This is a genomic window from Streptomyces griseorubiginosus (assembly GCF_017614965.1).
In the GTDB taxonomy this organism is placed as follows: Bacteria; Actinomycetota; Actinomycetes; order Streptomycetales; family Streptomycetaceae; genus Streptomyces; species Streptomyces griseorubiginosus_B.
Map to the genome: position 1 here is coordinate 12,665 of NZ_WVUG01000039.1, position 22,780 is coordinate 35,444.

Sequence of the window (22,780 nt, forward strand, 5' to 3'; positions counted from 1 at the left end):
GTGCCCGGTCAGAGGTCCGCCAGCCACCAGGCGGCCGTCGAGCCGGGCAGCACCCCGGCCGGGCACGGGCCGCTGGACAGCAGGGGGGTGCCGGAGACCGGCGAAGGGGTGGGCGCCGTACCGAAGTTGACGGCGCAGACCAGGCTTTCGCCGCGGACGAAACCGAGGACACCGGGCGGGGTGTCCAGCCAGCGGAGCGTGCCCTCGCCCAACTGGGGCAGGGCGGCGCGCAGTTGGAGGCCGTCGCGGTACAGGTGCCAGAAGGAGCGGGTGTCGGCGAGGGCGCGGTCGGTGGCGTACTCGGCGAAGTACTCCGGCTGCGGCAGCCAGGGCCGCGCGCCCTCGGCGCCGGAGGTGAAGCCGAAGGGCGAGGCCTGTCCGGACCAGGGCAGCGGGACCCGGCAGCCGTCGCGGATCCGGGCGCGGCTTCCCGTGCGCCGGAAGATCGGGTCGGTGAGGACGTCGTCGGGCAGGTCGACGACCTCGGGGAGGCCCAGCTCCTCGCCCTGGTAGATGTACGCGGCCCCGGGCAGCGCCAGCATCAGCAGCGCGGCGGCGCGGGCGCGGGCGGCGCCGAGTCCGCTGCCCTCGGTGGCCGGTTCGCCGTACCGCGTCACCGTGCGGACCTGGTCGTGGTTGTTGAGGACCCAGGTGACCGTGGAACCGGTGCCGGCGATGTCCTGCATGGCCTCCGAGATGACCTTGCGGAAGGCGTCGGCGTTCCAGGGGGCGCTCAGCAGGTCGAAGAAGAAGGCCTGGTGGAGCTCGTCGGGTCGGACGTACCGGGCGTGTTCGCGGGCGGTCGGGACGGACACCTCGCCGACCAGCAGCCTCTCCCGGCCGTCGCGGGCGGTGTACTCCTCGCACATGGCCCGCCAGCGCCGCCACACGTCGTGCACCTCGGGCTGGTTCCAGGCGAGCGGGTTGACCGAGTCGCGGGTGCGGGCGTCGGCCTCGGGATCGTCCGAGTCGGGCAGGTCGGGGTGCTTGTAGAGACCGGCGGCCACGTCGATGCGGAAGCCGTCGATGCCCCGGTCCAGCCAGAAGCGCAGCACCCGGTCGAACTCGGCGCCGACCTCGGGGTTGCGCCAGTTCCAGTCGGGCTGCTCGGGCGCGAACATGTGCAGGTACCACTGACCGTCGCCGACCCTGGTCCAGGCGGGGCCGCCGAACATGGAGTGCCAGTTGTTGGGCGGCTCGCAGCCCGCGGGGCCGCGTCCGTCGGCGAAGTGGAAGCGGGCGCGGGCCGGGCTGCCGGGCTCGGCCGCCAGCGCCTCCTGGAACCACGGGTGCTCGCTGGAGCAGTGGTTGGGCACGATGTCGAGGAGCACCTTGACCCCGAGCCGCCGGGCGGCCGCCATCAGCAGGTCGAACTCGGCGAGGTCGCCGAAGAGCGGGTCGACGTCGCAGTAGTCGGCCACGTCGTAGCCGTGGTCGTGCTGCGGGGACGGATAGAAGGGGCTCAGCCAGATCCCGTCGACACCCAGCTTCTTCAGGTACGGCAGCCCCGCCCTGACCCCGGCGAGATCGCCGACGCCGTCGCCGGTGCTGTCCAGGAAGCTGCGGACGTACACCTGGTAGATCACCGCGTCCCGCCACCAGCGGTACTTACTCAGCATGCATGCATGTTAAGTAGGCGTGTCGAGAGGGTGTCAATGAAAGGAGCAGAAGCTACCGACTGGTTGACGTTTCATATCCGGACTTAACCGGGCAAGACGAATCGAAGAGAGACCGTCGCGTTACCTAACAAGTAACTAGGAACTAGCGACCGGGGATCGCGGACAGCTCCCGGGCCAGACGGCGTGCCGCCGCCGCGGGCGTCTCATGCCCGGTCATCGCGTCGTGCACGACCGCCTGGACGACCAGGCTGACCTGGTCGTACCGCGGGCTCTTGGGACGCGGCTTCGCGTTGATCACGCTCTCGCGCAGGGTGGGGAGGTACGGGAAGCGCCGGATCAGACCGGGATCCTCGTACAGCGCGGCGCGGACGGGCGGCAGCGCGCCGCGCGTGAGGACCTGGCGCTGGACCGGCGCACTCGTGAGGTACGCGATCAGTCGCGCGGCCGAATCGGGGTGCCGGGCATGGGCGTTGACGGCGAGGTTGGAACCGCCGAGGACGCTGGTACCGGGACCGTCCGGCCCGGGCAGCGGTACGGCGCCGATCTTCCCGGCGACCGGGGACCCCTTGGCCGAGGCGAGGACGTAGGCGTAGGGCCAGTTGCGCAGGAAGAGCAGCTTGCCGTCCTGGAACGCCTGCTTGGACTCCTCCTCCTTGTACGTCAGCGCCGCCTTCGGTATCCAGCCCTCGCGCACCCCGCGCGCCAGGAACCCGATGCCCTCGGTCGCCGCCGAGTCGACGGTGACGCGGGCTCCCTCGTCGCCGAGGATGGTGCCGCCCGCCGAGTAGACGGCCTCGGCCGCGTTGACGGTCAGGCCCTCGTACGGCAGGAACTGCCCGGCGTAGCCGCCGAGTCCGTACTTCGGCGCGATCGTCCTGGCGTCGTGCTCCAGCTCGGCCCAGGTGCGCGGGGGCGGCACGCCCTCCTCGGCGAGGACGTCCTTGCGGTAGAGGAGCAGGCCGGCGTTGGTGACGTAGGGGACGGCGTACAGACGTCCCTCGTAGGTCGCGGTGTCGGTGACCGGATCGAGGAAGGCCCCCAGGGGGAAGCGGTCGCGGGGCAGGGGGCGTATCCAGCCCGCGGCCGCGAACTCCGAGGTCCAGTTCACGTCGATGTTGAGGACGTCGAAGCGGCTTCGGTCGCCGTCGCGCAGGTCGGTCGCCATCTGCGCGTGGGTCTCGTCGGCGGAGTCCGGGAGTTCGACGAGGGTGACCTTCTCGCCGGGGTGGGTGCGGTTCCAGCCCTGGAGGAGGGGGCCGAGATAGTGGGTGAGGTCGCCGGCGGTGGCGAGGGTGAGAGGCCCGCGACCGCCGCCGGAGCCGTCCTGGGCACAGGCGCCCGAGGTGACGTACCCCGTCAAGATCACGACGAGAACGAGAAGGCCCCTACCGGCGGCATGTATCCACCGCATAGGTTCCTCCTTGCACACCACCCGGCACCGGGCACCCTTGCCCGGAGTCAGAGGCCATGTATACCTGTTAGGTATGGGCGATACTAGGGTCTGGCCCACATTAGGCGAACAGGAGGACAGCACCCGTGCGCCTGCCCCTCCTGGCCCTTCTCGCGCGCGGTCCGGCCCATGGCTACGAGCTGAAGCAGGACCTTGAGCAACTGCTGGGCTCCGCGTACCCTCAGCCGAACGTCGGCCAGGTCTACGTGACCCTCGGCCGCCTCGAGAAGCAGGGACTGATCGAGGGCGAGGACGTCGAGCAGTCCAGCCGGCCCAACAAGAAGGTCTACCACCTCACCGACACCGGGCGGGCCGCACTGCGTGCCTGGTTCGAGGAGCCCGAGGACGAGCCCCGGGTGCGGGACGAGTTCTTCATGAAACTGGCGCTCGCCCCGCAGACGGGTCTCGCCGACCAGATCGCGCTGATCAACAAGCAGCGGCGACAGTATCTGAACACCATGCGGCAGCTGTCGAAGCTGGCCGCCGCCGAAGACCGGGACAACCGCATCGCCCAGTTGCTGATCGAGGGCGCGATGCTGCACCTGCAGGCCGACCTCGACTGGCTGGAGCGGTGCCAGGAAGAGCTGGAGGAGCTGGAATGAGCGAGCGTCCCGCTCCCGTGCTGCGTGCCGAGGGCCTGGTCAAGACGCATCACGGCGAGGGTGCCCCGGCGCATGCGGTGCGCGGGGTCGGTCTGCGGGTGCGGCGGGGCGAGTTCGTGGCCGTCACCGGGCCGTCCGGGGCCGGCAAGTCGACGCTGCTGCATCTGCTGGGCGGGCTGCAGCGTCCGGACTCCGGCAGTGTGTGGCTGGACGGCGAGTGCGCGGACGGATGGAGCGAGGCGCGCTGGGCGGTGGAGCGCAGGAAGCGGATCGGCATCGTCTTCCAGTTCTTCAACCTGGTCTCGAACCTGTCCGTCGCCGACAACGTGGAGCTGCCGGCGCTGCTCGCCGGGGTGTCGCCGAAGCGGGCGCGCGCGGAGCGGGAGGAGCTGCTGGGCGAGCTGGGTCTGGCCGGCAAGGAACGGAGCCTGCCGGGTGAGCTGTCCGGCGGCGAGCAGCAGCGGGTCGCGCTGGCCCGGGCCCTGGTCAACCACCCTCCCCTGCTGCTCGCGGACGAGCCCGCCGGCAGCCTCGACAGCAAGGGCACGCGCGAGGTGATGCGGCTGCTGTCCCGCTTCCACGGCCGGGGCCAGACGATCGTGCTGGTCACCCATGACGCCCGGCTGGCGAGCGCAGCGGACCGGGTGATCAGCTTCTTCGACGGCCGCATAGCCGACGACGCGGACCTGGACGACACCCTGTCCCGCCGGGCCGGCATCTCCGGGGTACTGGAGTTCAAGGACTGACATGCGGACGCACGACGACACCTTGAAGCGGTCGTTCAAGCGGGCGGTCGACACCGGCACGTGGCTGCCGCTGCCGACGCGTGACTGCTGCCGTGCGCCTGAACCGGCGGCGACCGCCGACCCCGCGAGCGATCCCCGTCCCCGGCGGATCCGACAAGTCCACTGCGGCCGCGCCCGGCTGTCGGCCTTCGGCCAGGATCGGGCGGCCGCGGAGATGTCGGCCTGCGGCCTCGGCCGGTGGGCGGCCCCGTGCCGGGTGAGGGGCTGATCGGGGTGTGGGCGACTCTGCGCTGGGCGCACTCCGATCTGCGGGCGCATCGGGGTGAGGCGTTGTTCCTCGTGCTCGCCACCGCCGGGATCGTCGTGTCCCTGTTGCTGGCGACCGCCCTGTTCGGGTACGCCACCAATCCCTGGCAGCGCGTCTTCACCCAGGCACGCGGCGCGCACGTCTGGATCCACACCAGCCCCACGGCCGACGTGCGCGAGCTGGCGCGACTGGACGGCGTCGAGTCCGTCGCCGGCCCCTACCCCACCGCCTCCACCACCCTCGTCTCCCGCGGCACCCGCGCCGCCGTCGAGCTCCGCGTGACACCCGAACGCCCCACGGTCGGCAACCCGCTGGTCACCGCCGGCCGCTGGCTCGACCCCGGCACCCCCGACGGCGTCGTCCTGGAGAGCCACCTGGCCCGCGCCCTGCTCGCCGCGCCCGGCGACCGGCTGACCCTGCCCGGTACGGCACGGACCGTGACCGTCCTGGGCGTGGCCGACAGCGCGGAGCCCCGCTACAGCCCAGGGGAGCAGCCCGGCCTGGTCTGGGCCCTGCCCTCCGCCGTACCGCACCCCACCGGCCAGGTCATCGGCCTGCGCCTGACCAACCCCGAGGACACGGTCTACATCCTCCTGCGCGCCGCCGCCGAACTCGGCCCCGGCACCATCGGCGAGATCTCCACCTGGAAACAGGCGCGCGCCGAGGCCCAGGGCGACAACCGGCTGCTCGGCCAGGTACTGGGCCTGTTCGGCCTGGGCGCGCTGATCGCGGCCGGGCTCGCGGTGCACGGCGCGATCGCCACCCGTATCCGCGGCCACCTCCGCGACATCTCGGTCCTCAAGGCGATCGGCTTCACCCCGGCCCAGGTCGTCCGGGTGTTCCTCTTCCAGCACATCGTCTACGCCCTCCTCGGCGCCGTCGGCGCGGCGGCGCTGACGCAGGCCCTGGGCAGCCGCATCCCGGGCCGGCTCGGGGACGCGGTCGGCGTCTGGCAGGGCCTGCCCGGCCACACACCGGCTCTGTTCGCGATCCCGGCCGGCGCGGTCCTGTTCATCGGCGCAACGACGGGCCTCGCGGCCTGGCGAGCGGGACGAGTTCCGCCCGTACCGGTACCCCGCCCCGCGGTGGCGCGCGGCGGACGTCTGTCGGGGGTGGCGCGGCGGGCGCTCGGCGTACGGCTGCCCCCCGCGCTGGTCCTGGGCTGGCACACGGCCTTCACCCGCCGGGTCCGCTCGCTGGCGACCATCGTCCGGCTGGCCCTGCCGCTGCTGCTGATGGTCGTGGCGATGAGCGCGTGGACCACCATCGACCGGGCCCAGAGCCGGCCCGAGCGGATCGGGCTGCCCGCCGCGCTGTCCGTGCACACGGACGCGGGGCTCGACGAGCACGACGCCCGTGCGCTGCTGGCACGGGATCCGCAGGTCGCCGCCGTCTATCCGAGCGTGGAGGTGGCCGCGCTCGTCGCCAACCAGACCGCGACGATCGCCCTGCGCGGCCTCGGCACCCGGCAGGACCCGTACCCCTACACCCTCGCCGAGGGCCGCCTGCCGCGCGGCAGTGAAGAGGCCGTGGCCGGGCAGGGCCTGCTCGACCTGACGCACACCCGGGTCGGCGACTGGGTGCGCATGACCGTCGGCGACCGGCCGCAGATCCTGCACATCGTGGGCCGCAGCATCGAGCCGGAGAACGCCGGCCGGGTCATCTCCACGTCCCTCGACACCCTCCGCGAGAACGACCCGCGGCTGACCCCGAGCGTCTACCAGCTGCGCCTGCGCCCCGGCGCCGACCCGCACACGGTCGCCGCCCGGCTGACCGGCGCCGGGCACGGACAGCTGGAGGTGCACGCCGTCACCAACCCGGCCGAGGGGCTCTCCCCGCTGCGCTCGGTCGTCGTCGGACTGATCGGCGTCCTCGCCCTGATCGGGATCGTCGAACTGCTCACCGCCATCGGCGGCATGGTCCGTGAAAGCGAACGCGATCTGCTCGCCCTCAAGGCCATCGGCCTGTCCCCGCGCCAGATCACCGCGATCACCGTCACGGCCACCGGCTGCACCGCCCTGGCCGCCGTCCTCGTCGGCACGATCCTGGGCGCCCCCCTCGCACGCTGGCTGATCGACGCCCAGGGGAGATCGAGCGGCATCGGTTCGGGCATCGCCCAGAACCCGCCGTCACTGCTGCTGGCGCTGTTCGGCACGGCAGCGGTCCTGGGCGCGACCGCCCTCGCGGCCCTGCCGGCGGCACGCGCGGCCCGACGCCGGTTGGCGGACACTCTGACGGCGGTGGCCTGAACGCGGGGAGCGCGGGCAGCTGGGGGACGCCCGCCTGACGGGCGCCCCGCCGCAACCGCAACGGACGGGACGCACCGCCTCAACAGGCGAGCGGCGCGCCGCCGATCACCAACAGGCGTGCGGTAGGCCGCCGGCCGCCAACGGGCAGACGGTACAGCTCCGGCCGCCAACGGGCAGGCGACGCGCCGCCGATCACCAACAGGCAGTCGGCGCGCCGCCGGTCACCCACCAGCAGGCGGCGCGCCGCCGGTCACCTCACTGCCGGCCGCGCAGCTCCCGGTACCTGGCCACCAGCGCCTTGCTGGACTCGTCCAGACCCGGCACCTCGGCGCCCTCCGTCAGCGCCGGCTCCACCCGCTTGGCCAGCACCTTGCCCAGCTCGACGCCCCACTGGTCGAAGGAGTCGATGTTCCACACGGCGCCCTGCACGAACACCTTGTGCTCGTACAGCGCGATCAGCTGGCCGAGCACGGACGGCGTCAGCTCGCGCGCGAGGATCGTGGTGGTCGGGTGGTCGCCCTTGAAGGTCTTGTGCGCCACCAGTTCCTCGGGCACCCCCTCCGCCCGCACCTCGTCCGGGGTCTTGCCGAAGGCCAACGCCTGCGTCTGGGCGAAGAAGTTGGCCATCAGCAGGTCGTGCTGCGCCTTCAGCCCCTCGCTCAGCTCGGCCACGGGCTCGGCGAACCCGATGAAGTCCGCCGGGATCAGCTTCGTGCCCTGGTGGATCAACTGGTAGTACGCGTGCTGCCCGTTGGTCCCCGGGGTGCCCCACACCACCGGCCCGGTCTGCCAGTCGACCTCCTGCCCGTCCCGGCCCACGTACTTGCCGTTGGACTCCATGTCCAGCTGCTGCAGATACGCCGTGAACTTGGAGAGGTAGTGGCTGTACGGCAGCACCGCGTGCGACTGGGCACCGTGGAAGTTGCCGTACCAGACGCCCAACAGGCCCAGCAGCAGCGGGACGTTGGACTCGGCGGGCGCGGTCCTGAAGTGCTCGTCGACCAGCCGGAAGCCGTCGAGCATCTCCCGGAAGCGGTCCGGGCCGATCGCGATCATCAGGGACAGGCCGATCGCCGAGTCGTACGAGTACCGTCCGCCGACCCAGTCCCAGAACTCGAACATGTTGGCCGTGTCGATACCGAAGTCGGCGACCTTGCCGGCGTTGGTCGACAGGGCCACGAAGTGCCGGGCGACGGCTTCCTGACCGGCCTTCAGCTCATCGAGCAGCCAGGCACGTGCCGAGGTCGCGTTGGTGATCGTCTCGATGGTGGTGAAGGTCTTGGAGGCGATGACGAACAGCGTCTCCGCCGCGTCCAGGTCGCGGGTGGCCTCGTGCAGGTCGGCGCCGTCGACGTTCGACACGAAGCGGACCGTGAGATCGCGGTCGGTGTAGCTGCGCAGCACCTCGTAGGCCATCGCGGGCCCGAGGTCGGAGCCGCCGATGCCGACGTTGACGATGTTCCTGATGCGCTTGCCGGTGTGTCCGGTCCACGCGCCGGAGCGCACCCGGTCGGCGAAGTCGGCCATCTTGTCGAGGACCGCGTGCACCCCGGGCACCACGTTCTCGCCGTCGACCTCGATCACCGCGTCGCGCGGGGCGCGCAGGGCGGTGTGCAGCACGGCGCGGTTCTCCGTGGTGTTGATCCTCTCGCCGCGGAACATGGCGTCCCGCAGCCCGAACACATCGGTGGCGGCGGCCAGTTCGCGCAGCAGCCGCAGGGTCTCGTCGGTGACCAGGTGCTTGGAGTAGTCGACGTACAGGTCGCCCACCTGCAGCGTGTAGCCGGTGCCGCGGCCCGGGTCGGCGGAGAAGAGCTCCCGCAGGCCCGTGTCGGCGAGCTCCTCGCGGTGCTTGGCCAGCGCGGTCCACTCGGGCGTCTGGTTGAGCCTGGTACGGCCGTCTGCGTTCATGTCCGACTTCAGCCTTCTTTCGTGCCTGTCCCAGCTGTTCCAACCTAGTTGATCAGCGCGGTGCGCGAGCCGTCATGGCGTCGTCGCCCGGCGCAACAACAGGTACGTCCGGCTTGCGGACAGGTATCAGCGCGATGACGGCCAGGACGAAGAAGGCGGCGGTCAGCAGGGGCGGGGCGCCCGGTCCCCAGGCGGTGGCGGCGGCGCCCCCGAGCAGTGCGCCCAGCGGTGCCCCCGCGACGGCGAGGGTGCGGAAGGCGGAGCTGACCCGGCCCAGCATCTCGGCGGGCGCGCGCTGTTGTGTGAGCGTGGTGGTGTTGACGTTCCACACCATGCCCATGAAACCGAACACGGCCAGGGCCGTCACCAGCGCCGTCAGGCTCCGCACGGCGCCCATCACCACCAGGGCGCCGATCTGCACGAGGCCGGCGAGCAGTACGGCGCGCGGGGCCCCGAGCCGGGCGGTGGCGCGCCGGTTCACCACTCCCCCGGCGAGCCCGCCGACGGTGTACGCGGTGGTCGCCGCCGCGTATCCGACGGTGCCGGCGTCGAGCCACCCCGTGACCAGGATGACCAGCGTGGCGATCAGCGCGCCCATGCCGATGTTGCACAGGGCCGTGGCGGCGCAGAGTCCGCGCAGGGCCCGGTCGTGCCACAGGGTGCGCAGACCGTCGGCGATCTCCCGGCGCAGGGTGCTGCCCGCCGGTGCCGCTGGCCGCTCGGGCGCCTCGGTCCGCAGCGAGGCGACCAGCGCGGCGGCCACCAGGAAGGTGCCCGCGTCGGCCACGAAGGGGACGGCGGCCCCCGCGGCGATCAGCAGGGGCACCACGGGCGCGCCGATCAGACCGCCCGCGATCTGCTGCCCGGTCATCAGCCGGGCGTTGGCGCTGCCGAGCGCGGCGCGGTCGACCAGGACGGGCAACAGGGCGGTGGAGGCGTTGTCGAACAGGGTCTGGAGGGTGGTCAGGGCGAAGGCGAGGGCGATGATCAGCGCGATGGAGGCGTGACCGAGTGCGACGGCCACGGCGAACGCGGCGACGAGCAGCCCTCGTACCGCGTCCACCGTCCACATCGCGCGCCGCTGGTCCACCCGGTCCGCGACCGCGCCGCCGAGCAGCCCGAAGACGATCCAGGGCAGATAGCCGCAGGCGGTGACGGACGCGATGAGCAGGGGCCGGTCCGTCAGCGAGGCGGCGAGCAGGGGCAGGGCGGCTCCGCGCAGCGCGTCTCCGAACCGGGAGACCACCGCGGCCGTCCACAACCGCCCGAACCCTCCGCGCCACGTGGGCGCACACCCGCCCGCGGACTCGACCGTCGTCACGTCTCCCCCTCACGATTCGCGTCTGCACAAACCGTAGAGGGCACCACTGACAATCGGTCCGGAGGCGGTCGGCCCCGGCGACGAAGACAAGTCCGGCCAGGCACCCGCTGGGGTGCCCGGCCGGCCGTCAATTCCTAGATCTCGCCCCGCAGTTTGGCGAGCGCCTCGGCGAGGATCGCCTCGCCGTCCGCGTCGCTGCGCCGCTCCCGGACGTACGCGAGGTGCGTCTTGTAGGGCTCGGTGCGCGGCGGGTCCGGCGGGTTGTCCCGGTCCTGTCCGGCCGGGAAGCCACAGCGCGGGCAGTCCCAGGTCTCGGGAACCTGCGCGTCGCTGGCGAAGCTGGGCTGCGTCTCGTGCCCGTTGGAGCACCAGAAGGAGATGCGCAGACGCGGCGCGGACTCGCCGCGCTCGGCCTCGCCCATCGGCCCCGCCCCGACCCGGCTTCCTCGGATCGCGTTGCCACTTGCCACGGTCGTAACTCCCTGCGTGATGGTGCCGCGAAGCGAGTCGGCGTGTCGCTTCGTTGCGAGCGCCTCAGTCTACGTAAGGCCCAACGCACGTCCAGTGGTTGGAGTTACAAGCCCCACACCCAGACGCAAGCCCCATGATAGGCCGCGCTCAGCTGCGCGTACCGAACATGGGGCCTTACGTGCGGAATGGAGGTGCTGTGTGCGGGTTGCCGCTCGGCTGTTCGTCGTCAGGACGACTTCATGAGGAGGCCGAGCACGACGATGCACGCCAGCCACAGCAGACCGATCACCACGGTGATGCGGTCGAGGTTGCGCTCGGCGACCGAGGAGCCGCCGACGGAGGACTGCATGCCGCCACCGAACATGTCGGAGAGACCGCCGCCCTTGCCCTTGTGCATCAGCACCAGCAGCATCATCAGCAGGCTGAAGACGATCAGGGCGATCGAGAACCCCAAAACCACGGCTGGACCAACTTCCTCGGATTCGGATGTACACGCGGGGTCCGGCACAGTGCTGGACCCCGCAAGGGTACGACGGATCGGGCCTAGCGCATACTCACTGGTCGCGGAAGCGCACGATCTTGACGAACTCGTCGGCGTCGAGGGACGCGCCGCCCACGAGAGCGCCGTCGATGTCGGCCTGGGCCATGATCTCGGCGACGTTGCCCGCCTTGACGGAGCCGCCGTACTGGATGCGGACCTGGTCGGCCAGCTCCTGGGTGTACAGCTCGGCGACCTTGGCGCGGATGGCGGCGCAGACCTCCTGGGCGTCCTCGGCGCCGCAGACCTTGCCGGTGCCGATGGCCCACACCGGCTCGTAGGCGATCACGACGGACTCGGCCTGCTCGGCGGGGAGGTCCTTGAGACCGCCCTCGACCTGGGTGAGCGTGTGCGTGACGTGGTTGCCCGCCTCGCGCACGTCCAGCTCCTCGCCGACGCACAGGATCGGGGTCAGACCGTGCTTGTAGGCGGCCTTGACCTTGGCGTTGACGATCTCGTCGGTCTCGGCGTGGTACTGCCGGCGCTCGGAGTGGCCGATCACGACGTAGGTGCACTTCAGCTTGGCCAGCATCGGGCCGGAGATCTCGCCGGTGTAGGCGCCGGAGTCGTGCCGCGAGATGTCCTGGGCGCCGTACTTGATCTTGAGCTTGTCGCCGTCGACCAGGGTCTGCACGGAGCGCAGGTCGGTGAAGGGCGGCAGGACGGCGACCTCGACGGCCTCGTAGTCCTTGTCCGCGAGGGCGAAGGCGAGCTTCTGGACGTGCGCGATGGCCTCGAGATGGTTGAGGTTCATCTTCCAGTTGCCCGCCATGATGGGCGTGCGAGTGGTCATAGCGGGGTCAGTCCTCCAGTGCGGCGAGGCCGGGGAGCGTCTTGCCCTCGAGGTATTCGAGGGAGGCGCCGCCACCGGTCGAGATGTGTCCGAACGCGGTCTCGTCGAAGCCCAGGAGGCGGACGGCCGCGGCGGAGTCGCCGCCGCCGACGACCGTGAAGGCCGGGGAGTCGAGGAGGGCCTGGGCGACCGCCTTGGTGCCCTCGGCGAAATCGGGGTGCTCGAAGACGCCCATCGGGCCGTTCCAGAAGACGGTGGCGGCGTCGGTGATCTTCGAGGCGTACAGCTTGCGGGACTCGGGACCGATGTCCAGGCCCATCTGGTCACCGGGGACGGAGTCGGCGGCGACGGTGGTGGGGTTGGCCGGAGCCTTGCTCGCCAGGTCCGGGAACTCCTGGGCGACCACGACGTCGACGGGCAGGACCAGCTCGACGCCGGTCTTCTCGGCGCGCTCGATGTACTCCAGGACCGCGGGGATCTGGTCCTCCTGGAGCAGGGACTTGCCGATCTCGTAGCCCTTGGCCTTGAGGAAGGTGTACGCCATGCCGCCGCCGATGAGCAGACGGTCGGCCTTGCCGAGCAGCTGGTCGATGACCGCGAGCTTGTCGGAGACCTTGGCGCCGCCGAGCGCGACGACGTAGGGGCGCTTGACGTCCTCGGTGAGCTTCTTCAGGACGCCGACCTCGGTGGCGATGAGGTAGCCCGCGTAGTGCGGCAGCCGGGCCGGAAGATCGAAGACCGAGGCGTGCTTCCGGTGCACCGCGCCGAAACCGTCACCCACGTAGACGTCCGCGAGGGCCGCGAGCTGGTCGGCGAACTCGCCGCGCTCGGTGTCGTCCTTGGAGGTCTCGCCGGCGTTGAAGCGCAGGTTCTCGATGACCGCGACCTGGCCGGGCTGGAGGCCGTTCACCGCGTCATGGGCGGCGGGGCCGACGGTGTCCTGGGCGAACGCGACGGGGGCGCCGAGCAGTTCGGCGAGGCGCTCGGCGGCGGGCAGCAGCGAGAAGGCGGGGTCCGGGGCACCCTTGGGGCGGCCCAGGTGCGAGGCGACGACCACCTTGGCGCCCGCCTCGACGAGGGCCTTGACGGTGGGCAGTACGGCGCGGATGCGGCCGTCGTCGGTGATGAGGCCGTCGGCGAGCGGCACGTTGAGGTCGGCGCGGACGAAGACCCGCTTGTTGTCCACGCCTTCGGCGAGAAGTTCGTCGATCGTCTTCATGAGGGACTCCTGGTGAGGGCTGCTCTGATCGTACGAGAGCTGTTCTGTACGTGAGTCAGGGCCCGGGCGGCGCGTCCCTGCGCCGCCCGAGCCCTGTTCTCACAGCAAAGTGCCTGCTCCGTGGATCAGAGCTGGTTGCCGACGAAGACCGTGAGGTCGACGAGGCGGTTGGAGTAGCCCCACTCGTTGTCGTACCAGCCGAGGATCTTCACCGACGTGCCCTCCTGGACCATGGTCAGGGAGGAGTCGAAGGTGCAGGAGGACGGGTCGCTGACGATGTCCGAGGAGACGATCTCGTCCTCGGTGTAGGTCAGGTAGCCCTGCAGCTCGCCCTCGGCGGCCTTCTTGAACGCGGCGTTGACCTCGTCCTTGGTGACCTCGCGGGACAGCTCCACGACGAGGTCGGTGGCCGAGCCGGTCGGGACCGGGACGCGCATGGCGATGCCGTCCAGCTTGCCCTTGAGCTGCGGGAGGACCAGCGCGGTGGCCTTCGCGGCACCCGTGGTGGTCGGGATGATGTTCTCGGCGGCGGCACGCGCGCGACGCAGGTCCTTGTGCGGGAAGTCCAGGATGCGCTGGTCGTTGGTGTACGCGTGCACCGTCGTCATCAGGCCCTTGACGATGCCGAAGTTCTCGTCGAGGACCTTCGCCATCGGCGCCACGCAGTTGGTGGTGCAGGAGGCGTTGGAGATGACGTGGTGGTTCGCCGGGTCGTACTTGTCCTGGTTGACGCCCATCACGATGGTGATGTCCTCATCCTTGGCCGGAGCCGAGATGATGACCTTCTTGGCGCCGCCGGCGATGTGCTTCGCGGCGTCTTCCTTCTTGGTGAAGATGCCGGTGGACTCGATGACGATGTCGGCGCCCAGCTCGCCCCACGGGATGTCGGCGGGGTTGCGCTCGGACAGGACCTTGATGGTCTTGCCGTCGACGGTGATGGTGTCGGCGGTGTGCGAGACCTCGGCCTTGAGGCGGCCCAGGATGGTGTCGTACTTCAGCAGGTGAGCGGTGGTCGCGGTGTCACCCAGGTCGTTGACAGCCACGATCTCGATGTCAGCACCCTGCTCCAGCAGCGCGCGGAAGTAGTTGCGACCGATACGACCGAAGCCGTTGATGCCTACGCGGATCGTCACGAACCGATCTCCTCGTTGGTACGCCGGCCATGCGGTGCCGGCGAGCTCTGTTTGGGATGTCCCCGACCACCCCCGACCCTACCTCCCTGAGGGCCGCGGAGTGACATCGGATTGCCGCATACACGGGCAGGCGGTCCGTACCCGCCAGTAGGGGTACGGACCGCCCGGCTCGAAACGTCCGGTCACTCTTTTTGACTACGGAGTGCTGGTCATCGTTGACCAGCCTGTTCACCCTTCCAGGGCGGCGAGCGCCTTCTTGACGAGTGCGGCACGGTCCGCCGCCGCGGTGACGTGCTCCAGGCCGAAGCCCAGCAGCACGGTCCGGTCGGTGGTGACGGCGCCGTACGTCTTGAACAGGGCGCCCGTGCGTTCCCAGTCCCTGAGCACGGCCGGGCTGCCCGCGGGCGGTCCGGTCACGCTCCAGGCGCCGAGCGAGGTCTCGAAGCCCTCCGTCTGCGTCGCCGTGCCGCCGAGGACGAGCGAGGCGTCGTCGGCGAGGACGCCGTGACCGCCGGTGCCCGGGTCGGTGACGTAGCTGATGGAGACCTGGACGGACTTGCCGGCGTAGGCGCTCAGGTCGTAGTTGACCTGCTGCCAGCCGCTGGAGGCGCCGGTGAGGCTGTTCCAGGCGCCACTGGTGCCGGTGGCGGTGCACGCGTTGTCGCCGATGGTCAGGTAGTGCTTGAGCCACGGGTGTTCGTTGATCAGGAAGCCCGCCCCGCACTCCGCGGGCACGGTCTTGCTGCTCGCGCCGCCCTTCTCCGGGAGGGTGGTCCAGTCGTCGGCGCCGACGGTGTGGGCCTCGACGATCACATGGTCGTAGCCGGGCTCGGTGTCCCACAGCAACTGGCTGCGCAGGGTCGGCTGCTGGGCCGCCGCCACACCGGTGAGGTCGATGGTGCGGGTGAGGCGCTTGTAGGCGTCGTCGGTGTGCACGGCGGCCGCCATGGAGGAACCCGCGTAGGGCCCGTACGGGTTGACGGTCCCGGCGAACTGGCCCGCGCCGGCGCTGGCGAACTGCGGGTACTTGTCGGCGGGCAGCGAGTCGGAGGTGACGCTGTAGGTGCCGGCCCTGTCGAGGGGGTTGCCGGGCGCCGCGCCGAGGGCCCCGCTGAAGCCGCCGAGTTCGCCGGAGCCGGTGAAGCCGGTGGCCCCGGGCGTCGACGTACGGGAGTAGGCGCCCAGGTAGTACTGGCTGAAGTCGTTGGACAGGGTGCCGCCGCCGAGGTCGACGTTGCCGCCGGCCTGCTCGCCCGCCTCGATCAGCTTGCCGCCCTCGTTGAGGTAGGCACGCAGCTGGAGCTGGGTGGCGTTGCCGGGGACGCTCGCGCCCGTGTAGTGGACCACGGTCCTGAAGTGCTTCAGCACGCCGAGCGCGTCGGGCGCGCCCTGGGTGGCGACGTCCCAGACGAGGGCCTTGCGGCCGTTCGCCTTCAGCGCGTCCACATAGGTCTGCGCCTGCGTGGCGGTCGCGCCCTCCTCCGCGACGACGAGGGTGTCGGCCTTGGCGCGCTGGGCGACGGTGTAGGTGAAGTGCTCGCTGGAGACCTTCTTGCCGCTCCTGCCGCGGCCGGTGAACCACACCTCGACCTTGTCGCCCGGGTCGCCGTCCCGGACTTTGGCCCGGTACTCGTCGAAGTGCAGGTTGTCGTCGCCGCCGTAGGTCTCGCCGCCCTTCCAGGCCCTCAGCGGCTCGTCCTTCGTACGGCCGCCGTTGACGCGGTAGTTGAGCTCCTTGCCGCGGATCGCCTTGCGGGCGACGACGGAGACCTCCTGGTCGGCGCCGCGGGAGTAGGACGTGGAGAACGTCGCCGGGGTGAAGTCGGCGGCCTTCAGGCCGAGCGAGGAGGAGGGGGTGTCCGGGTGCTGGGCGGTCTCGGCGACCGAGAGCGCGAAGGGGATGTTCTTGACGAACTCCTGCTGGATCAGCTTCTCGTCGTCCGGGAAGTTGAACACGGACTGGCAGTCGGCCGCGTTCCACTGGTCGTTCGGGTCGAGGTTGGAGGCCGTCTGGCAGGTCGACATCTCGGGGGTGAACATCGACATGCCGTTGACGTTCGCCGCGTGGCCGTCCGCCTCGCCGTTGGTGGTGTACAGCTCCGAGGAGACCTGCGGACGGTAGCCGGGGATCGCGGAGTTGTCCGGGGTGCCGGCGAGCGCCTTGTAGACGACGTCGTCGGGGGTCGGGGTGGCCACCTGCCAGCCGACGCCGTAGAGGAGGAGTTGGGCGGCGGAGTGGTAGTTGACGCCGTAGGAGAAGCCGACGCGCTTCTCGAAGGCGTCGAGCGCCTTGGTCTCGGGCTCGGAGCCGGGGCTCGCGCCGCGGTAGGTCTCGCTGGTGGGGTTGGGGGACGAACCCTCGTCGTCGTAGCCCCACTTGTAGGCGAAGTTGCGGTTGAGGTCGACGCCGTCGCCGGTGGAGATGACGCCGTCGCCGTTGACGTCCCGCAGGTTCTTGCGCCACAGACGGGTGTCGGAGTTCTTGAAGGTGTAGTCGTAGCCGTCGGGGTTGGCCGAGATCACGAACCACAGCTCGGTGGAGTCGACGATCTTCCTGATGCGCTTGTCGGTCCTGTAGTGGTCGAGGTAGTAGTGCATCAGCCGGCGGGTCATCTCCGGCGTGATCCACTCGCGCGCGTGCTGGTTGGACAGGTACAGCACGGAGGGCTTCGAGCCGTCCTTGGACTTCTTCGCGTCCTTGGTCAGTTTGAGCGCGAGGATGTCCTGGCCGTTGATCGTCTTGCCGATGGAGACGACCTTGGTCAGACCGGGGTTCTGCTGCCCGGTGCGGACGATCTCCTCCTTGATGCCGCCGCTTCCGCCGTACGGGCGGAACACGCCCTGGGCGGCGTTGTCGACCCGCTTCTCGGCCTTGGCCGAAAGTGTGTGCTCGGTGAGGTCGACGCCCTGCTTCTCGAGCTGGTGGGCCTGCCGACCGGTGAGATAGAGCTCGACCGAGGCCGTGCCCTTCGCGGGGACCTGCTCGGCGAGCTCCTGGCCGTCCTGTCCGGCCGCCAGCAGCAGGGGTACCTGCCTGGCGGTGACGTCCGCGCGGTAGACGTTGACCTCATTGGGATCCGAACCCTGTGACGGTCCGTTCTGTGCCTGGGCGATGGGTGCGAGGCTCGCTCCCCCGATCAGGAGCGCGCCGACAGCGAGGATCGATCTCGCTCTGTGTCTCATGAACCCCCCTAGCCGTCCTTCGTCACGGCGACGAAGTGTTGCCAGGCTCATGCCACTTCTCAGCCGAGTCAAGGGTGCCTCAAAGACAGTCAAACGCCGGTGCCGACGGCCCAAGTGGGCGTCGGCACCGACGGGTTGGAACCTGGTCAGCCGACGAGGTTGTCGGCCATCTCCTCGGTGAGAGTGGACTCCGTGCCCGGGATGCCGAGGTCGGAGGCGCGCTTGTCGGCCATCGCCAGCAGGCGGCGAATGCGGCCGGCGACGGCGTCCTTGGTCAGCGGCGGGTCGGCGAGTGCGCCCAGCTCCTCCAGCGAGGCCTGCTTGTGCTCCATGCGCAGCCGGCCGGCGGCCGCGAGGTGCTCGGGGACCTCCTCGCCGAGGATCTCCAGCGCGCGCTGGACGCGAGCGCCGGCGGCGACCGCCGCACGCGCGGAACGGCGGAGGTTGGCGTCGTCGAAGTTGGCGAGACGGTTCGCCGTGGCCCGGACCTCGCGGCGCATCCGGCGCTCCTCCCAGGCCAGCACCGACTCGTGCGCGCCGAGGCGGGTGAGCAGGGCGCCGATCGCGTCCCCGTCCCGGACGACCACGCGGTCCACGCCGCGCACCTCGCGGGCCTTGGCGGCGATCGACAGGCGGCGGGCGGCGCCGACCAGGGCGAGGGCGGCCTCGGGGCCGGGGCAGGTCACCTCGAGGGAGGAGGAGCGGCCGGGTTCGGTGAGCGAGCCGTGCGCCAGGAAGGCGCCGCGCCAGGCGGCCTCCGCGTCGCAGGTGGCCCCCGAGACCACCTGCGGGGGCAGGCCGCGGATCGGGCGGCCCCGCCCGTCCACCAGACCCGTCTGCCGGGCCAGCTGGTCACCGCCGGCGACGACCCGGACGACGTAACGCGAGCCGCGGCGCAGTCCGCCGGGCGCCATCACGATCAGCTCGGAGGAGTGGCCGAAGATCTCCAGGATGTCCCGCTTCAGGCGCCGGGCCGCCATCGCGGTGTCCAGCTCCGCCTCGATCACGATGCGCCCGCTGACCAGATGGAGGCCGCCGGCGAACCGCAGGATGGCGGAGACCTCCGCCTTTCTGCAGCAGGTCCGGGTGACGGGGAGCCGGGAGATCTCGTCCTTCACCGCTGCCGTCATCGCCATGGGCCGATCCTTCCATGCATCCGAAAAATACGGTCGTACGCGGCGGCCAGCAGCTCCGGGTCGTGCCGCGGAGTTCCGTCCCTCCGGGCCACCGGGGCCAGCTCGACCGCTGCTCCGAGCCGCCCTGCGGCTTCGGTGAGCACGTCGCGGTCGGGCACGGCGGCCTCGTCGGCCAGCACCACGTCCAGGGCGAGTTTAGGGGCGTGTCGTCCCAAAACCTCCAAATGACGCTGCGGGGAGAAGCCCTCGGTTTCTCCGGGCTGCGGGGCGAGGTTCAGCGAGAGTACCCGGCGCGCCTTGGTCTCGGTGAGCGCGTCCAGCAGTTCCGGCACGAGCAGGTGCGGGATGACCGAGGAGAACCAGGAGCCGGGGCCGAGCACCACCCAGTCCGCGTCCAGCACGGCCTCGACGGCCTCCGGAACGGCGGGCGGGTCGTGCGGCACGACGTGCACGGACTGCACCTCGCCGGGCGTGAGCGCCACGGTCGCCTGTCCGCGCACGGTGTCCACGTCCTCCGGCCGCGCCGGATCATGCCCCTTGACCAGGGCCTGCAGCTCCAGCGGGACGGCGGACATGGGCAGCACGCGCCCGTGCGCACCGAGGAGCTTGCCCACCAGGTCCAGCGCCTGGACGTGGTCGCCGAGCTGCTCCCACAGGGCGACGATCAGGAGGTTGCCGACCGCGTGGTCGTGCAGGTCGCCCTGGGAGTGGAAGCGGTGCTGGATGACCCGGGCCCAGGTCTGGCCCCAGTCGTCGTCACCGCACAGCGCGGCCAGCGCCTTGCGCAGGTCGCCGGGCGGCAGCACGCCCAGCTCGTCGCGCAGGCGCCCGCTGGAGCCACCGTCGTCGGCCACGGTGACGACGGCGGTGAGGTCGCCGGTGATCCGGCGCAGGGCGGCGAGCGAGGCGGACAGGCCCATGCCGCCGCCGAGGGCGACGACCTTGGGCTGGGCACCGCGCCGGCGCGGCCGGGCACCGCGGGCCTCCACGGACCGGCCGGCACGCGACTCGGGAACCGTCCGGCGCAGCCTGCTCAGCCGCACAGAGCGCTCCGTCATTCGCGTCCCATGTCCCGGTGCACGACCACCGTCTCCACGCCCTCGGCCGCCAGACGCGCGGCGAGCTTCTCCGACATGGCCACCGAGCGGTGCTTGCCGCCGGTGCAGCCGATCGCGATCGTCACATACCGCTTGCCCTCGCGGCGGTAGCCGGCGGCGATCAGCCGGAGCAGCTCGGCGTAGCGGTCGAGGAACTCCTTGGCGCCGGGCTGGTTGAAGACGTACGCCGACACCTCCTCGTTGAGGCCGGTGAAGGGGCGCAGCTCCGGGACCCAGTGCGGGTTGGGCAGGAAGCGCATGTCGGCGACCAGGTCGGCGTCCACGGGAAGGCCGTACTTGAAGCCGAAGGACATCACGGTGGCCCGCAGCTCGGGCTCCTCCTCGCCGGCGAACTGGGCGTCCATCTTGGCGCGCAGCTCGTGCACGTTGAGGCTGGAGGTGTCGATGACCAGGTCGGCGTCGCCGCGCAGCTCGCGCAGCAGCTCGCGCTCGGCGGCGATGCCGTCGACGATCCGGCCGTCGCCCTGCAGGGGGTGCGGGCGGCGCACCGACTCGAAGCGGCGCACCAGGGCCTCGTCGGAGGACTCCAGGAACACGATCCGCCGGGTGACGTTCTTGGCCTCCAGGTCGGCGAGTGACTCGCGGAGGTTGTCGAAGAAGCGGCGGCCGCGGACGTCCACGACGACCGCGATCCGTGCCACGTTGCCCTGCGACCGGGCGCCGAGCTCCACCATGGTGGGGATCAGCGCGGGCGGGAGGTTGTCGACGACGAACCAGCCGAGGTCCTCCAGGCACTTGGCGGCCGTCGACCTGCCCGCGCCCGACATTCCGGAGATGATCACCAGCTCGGGGATGGCTGCCTCGGGGAGCCCGCCCTGGTCGCCGGTCGTGCCCGTACTCACCTGTGCTTCGTCTCCGCCCTGGTCCGTCTGTCCGTGTTGCTCGTCGTGCTCGTCGTGCTCGTCGTGCTCGTTCACATTCATGTCTCCTGCCCCCGTCGTTCGTCCGGGGCGCCCGTCGTCACGGGCTCCCCACCGGAACCCATGGTGCCGGGTTCCTCCTCCATGATCTCTCCAGTCGTCATGTTGACGGCGGGTGCGGCGGGAGCCGCCTGGGCGAGGGCCACGGCGATCGTCTCGGCCGTCTTGCGGCCTATGCCGGGGACCTCGCAGATCTGGTCGATGGTGGCGGACCGCAGTTTCTTGAGCGAACCGAAGTGCTTCAGCAGTGCCTGCTTGCGGGTGTCGCCGAGGCCGGGCACCTCGTCCAGGGGGCTGGCCTTGAAGCGCTTGGCCCGCTTGGTGCGCTGGTAGGTGATCGCGAAGCGGTGGGCCTCGTCGCGGACGCGCTGCAGCAGGTAGAGGCCCTCGCTGGTGCGGGGCAGGACGACCGGGTCGTCCTCGTCCGGCAGCCAGACCTCCTCCAGTCGCTTGGCGAGGCCGCAGACGGCGATGTCGTCGATGCCGAGCTCGTCGAGGGCCTTCTTGGCGGCGGCGACCTGCGGCTGGCCGCCGTCGACCACGACCAGCTGGGGCGGGTAGGCGAACTTCTTCGGGCGGCCGTCCTCGTCCTTGAGACCTGTGCCGAGGTCACCCGCGAGGCCGTCCTCGTGACCGTCCTCGACCCACTCACCGGTCTTCTCCTTCTCCGCGAGGTAGCGCCGGAAGCGGCGGGTGATCACCTCGTGCATGGAGCGGACGTCGTCCTGGCCGGCGAAGCCCTTGATCTGGAAGCGGCGGTACTCGCTCTTGCGCTGCAGACCGTCCTCGAAGACCACCATGGAGGCCACGACGTCGTCGCCCTGGAGGTGCGAGATGTCGTAGCACTCGATACGCAGGGGAGCGCTGTCGAGGTCGAGGGCCTCGGCGATCTCCTCCAGGGCACGCGAGCGCGTGGTGAGGTCCGAGGCGCGCTTGGTCTTGTGCAGCGCGAGGGCCTGCAGGGCGTTGCGCTGCACGGTCTCCATCAGGGCCTTCTTGTCGCCGCGCTGCGGGATGCGCAGCGAGACGCCCGAGCCGCGGCGGTCGGTGAGCCACTCCTGGACGGGCTCGACCGGGTCGGGCAGGGCGGGCACCAGGACCTCCTTGGGGACGGAGTCGCCCTTCTCCTCGCCGTAGAGCTGCTGCAGGGCGTGTTCGACGAGGGCGCCGGTGGTGATCTCCTCGACCTTGTCGGTGACCCAGCCGCGCTGGCCGCGCACGCGTCCGCCGCGCACGTGGAAGATCTGCACGGCCGCCTCCAACTCGTCCTCGGCGACGGCGATCAGGTCGGCGTCGGTCGCGTCGGCGAGCACGACCGCGTTCTTCTCCATGGCCTTCTTCAGGGCCTCGATGTCGTCGCGCAGACGCGCTGCGCGCTCGTACTCCATCTCCTCGGCCGCCTCGGTCATCCGCTTCTCCAGGCGGCGGATGTACGTGCCCGTGCGGCCGGCCATGAAGTCGCAGAACTCCTCGGCCAGTTCGCGGTGCTCCTCCGGGTCGACGCGGCCGACGCAGGGCGCCGAGCACTTGCCGATGTAACCGAGCAGACAGGGACGGCCGGTGCGGGTGGCGTTCTTGAAGACGCCCGCCGAGCAGGTGCGTACGGGGAAGACGCGCAGCAGCAGGTCGACGGTGTCCCGGATGGCCCACGCGTGTCCGTAGGGCCCGAAGTACCGGACGCCCTTGCGCTTGTGGCCGCGCATCACCTGCACGCGCGGGAACTTCTCGTTCATCGTCACCGCGAGGTACGGATAGCTCTTGTCGTCGCGGTACTTGACGTTGAACCGGGGGTCGAACTCCTTGATCCAGGAGTACTCCAGCTGCAGGGCCTCGACCTCCGTGGACACCACGGTCCACTCCACGGACGCGGCGGTGGTGACCATCGTCCGGGTGCGCGGGTGCAGGTTCGCCAGGTCCTGGAAGTAGTTCGCCAGGCGCTGGCGCAGGCTTTTCGCCTTTCCGACGTAGATCACCCGGCGGTGCTCGTCACGGAACCTGTACACCCCGGGAGAGTCCGGGATCTGTCCCGGCTGGGGGCGGTAGCTGGAGGGGTCGGCCATGTCT

General features: G+C 70.8%; 17 protein-coding genes. 3 read left to right on the forward strand and 14 right to left on the reverse strand.

The genetic code is table 11. The features are described from left to right. Positions 1 to 8 precede the first annotated feature (8 nt). Positions 9 to 1,619: a glycoside hydrolase family 13 protein gene (locus tag GRC12_RS10655; RefSeq protein ID WP_208778955.1), complete on the reverse strand. Its 1,611-nt coding sequence runs from the start codon at positions 1,617 to 1,619 to the stop codon at positions 9 to 11. A gap of 142 nt (positions 1,620 to 1,761) precedes the next feature. Next, positions 1,762 to 3,030, reverse strand: coding sequence for an ABC transporter substrate-binding protein (locus GRC12_RS10660; RefSeq protein WP_208778956.1), 1,269 nt, complete (start codon positions 3,028 to 3,030; stop codon positions 1,762 to 1,764). A gap of 125 nt (positions 3,031 to 3,155) precedes the next feature. Here GRC12_RS10660 and GRC12_RS10665 point away from each other — a divergent pair, with 125 nt between their 5' ends. From GRC12_RS10665 to GRC12_RS10675, 3 genes are all read left to right on the forward strand, one after another. Beyond that, positions 3,156 to 3,671: a PadR family transcriptional regulator gene (locus GRC12_RS10665; protein ID WP_133042668.1), complete on the forward strand. Its 516-nt coding sequence runs from the start codon at positions 3,156 to 3,158 to the stop codon at positions 3,669 to 3,671. Next, positions 3,668 to 4,417 (forward strand): ABC transporter ATP-binding protein, encoded by a 750-nt coding sequence (locus GRC12_RS10670; RefSeq protein WP_133042669.1) that lies wholly within the window; start codon positions 3,668 to 3,670, stop codon positions 4,415 to 4,417. Before GRC12_RS10665 ends, GRC12_RS10670 begins: the two co-directional genes overlap by 4 nt. 273 nt (positions 4,418 to 4,690) lie before the next feature. Then, complete coding sequence (locus GRC12_RS10675; protein WP_208778972.1) at positions 4,691 to 6,973, forward strand: ABC transporter permease; 2,283 nt, start codon at positions 4,691 to 4,693, stop codon at positions 6,971 to 6,973. A 255-nt stretch (positions 6,974 to 7,228) separates the two neighbouring features. Here the strand turns inward: GRC12_RS10675 and pgi are convergent, their stop codons facing one another. The 12 genes from pgi to uvrC all read right to left on the reverse strand — a co-directional run bounded on the left by pgi (position 7,229) and on the right by uvrC (position 22,776). Then, the gene (pgi, locus tag GRC12_RS10680; RefSeq protein ID WP_208778957.1) at positions 7,229 to 8,884 is read right to left on the reverse strand and encodes a glucose-6-phosphate isomerase; all 1,656 of its coding nucleotides are present in this window, start codon (positions 8,882 to 8,884) and stop codon (positions 7,229 to 7,231) included. A gap of 52 nt (positions 8,885 to 8,936) precedes the next feature. Further along, entirely contained in the window at positions 8,937 to 10,205 is a 1,269-nt protein-coding gene (locus GRC12_RS10685; RefSeq protein ID WP_208778958.1) for an MFS transporter, read from the reverse strand. A 134-nt stretch (positions 10,206 to 10,339) separates the two neighbouring features. Continuing rightward, positions 10,340 to 10,675 carry an RNA polymerase-binding protein RbpA gene (locus GRC12_RS10690; protein WP_003976875.1) on the reverse strand — a complete coding sequence of 112 codons (336 nt, stop codon included), beginning with the start codon at positions 10,673 to 10,675 and terminating at the stop codon, positions 10,340 to 10,342. A gap of 227 nt (positions 10,676 to 10,902) precedes the next feature. Beyond that, a complete protein-coding gene (secG, locus tag GRC12_RS10695; protein WP_133042674.1) occupies positions 10,903 to 11,136 on the reverse strand; it encodes a preprotein translocase subunit SecG in 234 nt (77 codons plus the stop codon). Between the two features lie 94 nt (positions 11,137 to 11,230). Next, positions 11,231 to 12,007 (reverse strand): triose-phosphate isomerase, encoded by a 777-nt coding sequence (gene tpiA, locus GRC12_RS10700; protein WP_208778959.1) that lies wholly within the window; start codon positions 12,005 to 12,007, stop codon positions 11,231 to 11,233. A 7-nt stretch (positions 12,008 to 12,014) separates the two neighbouring features. Beyond that, positions 12,015 to 13,226: a phosphoglycerate kinase gene (locus tag GRC12_RS10705; protein WP_208778960.1), complete on the reverse strand. Its 1,212-nt coding sequence runs from the start codon at positions 13,224 to 13,226 to the stop codon at positions 12,015 to 12,017. Between the two features lie 125 nt (positions 13,227 to 13,351). After that, positions 13,352 to 14,359 (reverse strand): type I glyceraldehyde-3-phosphate dehydrogenase, encoded by a 1,008-nt coding sequence (gene gap / locus GRC12_RS10710; protein ID WP_133042677.1) that lies wholly within the window; start codon positions 14,357 to 14,359, stop codon positions 13,352 to 13,354. A 228-nt stretch (positions 14,360 to 14,587) separates the two neighbouring features. Beyond that, the gene (locus GRC12_RS10715) at positions 14,588 to 17,542 is read right to left on the reverse strand and encodes a M14 family metallopeptidase (RefSeq protein WP_208778961.1); all 2,955 of its coding nucleotides are present in this window, start codon (positions 17,540 to 17,542) and stop codon (positions 14,588 to 14,590) included. A 146-nt stretch (positions 17,543 to 17,688) separates the two neighbouring features. Beyond that, a complete protein-coding gene (gene whiA, locus GRC12_RS10720) occupies positions 17,689 to 18,678 on the reverse strand; it encodes a DNA-binding protein WhiA (RefSeq protein WP_208778962.1) in 990 nt (329 codons plus the stop codon). After that, positions 18,669 to 19,736: a gluconeogenesis factor YvcK family protein gene (locus GRC12_RS10725; RefSeq protein WP_208778963.1), complete on the reverse strand. Its 1,068-nt coding sequence runs from the start codon at positions 19,734 to 19,736 to the stop codon at positions 18,669 to 18,671. Before GRC12_RS10725 ends, whiA begins: the two co-directional genes overlap by 10 nt. After that, entirely contained in the window at positions 19,733 to 20,719 is a 987-nt protein-coding gene (gene rapZ / locus GRC12_RS10730; RefSeq protein WP_208778964.1) for an RNase adapter RapZ, read from the reverse strand. The genes GRC12_RS10725 and rapZ overlap by 4 nt, the downstream gene beginning before the upstream one ends. After that, the gene (gene uvrC, locus GRC12_RS10735; protein WP_208778965.1) at positions 20,716 to 22,776 is read right to left on the reverse strand and encodes an excinuclease ABC subunit UvrC; all 2,061 of its coding nucleotides are present in this window, start codon (positions 22,774 to 22,776) and stop codon (positions 20,716 to 20,718) included. The genes rapZ and uvrC overlap by 4 nt, the downstream gene beginning before the upstream one ends. Positions 22,777 to 22,780 lie beyond the last annotated feature (4 nt).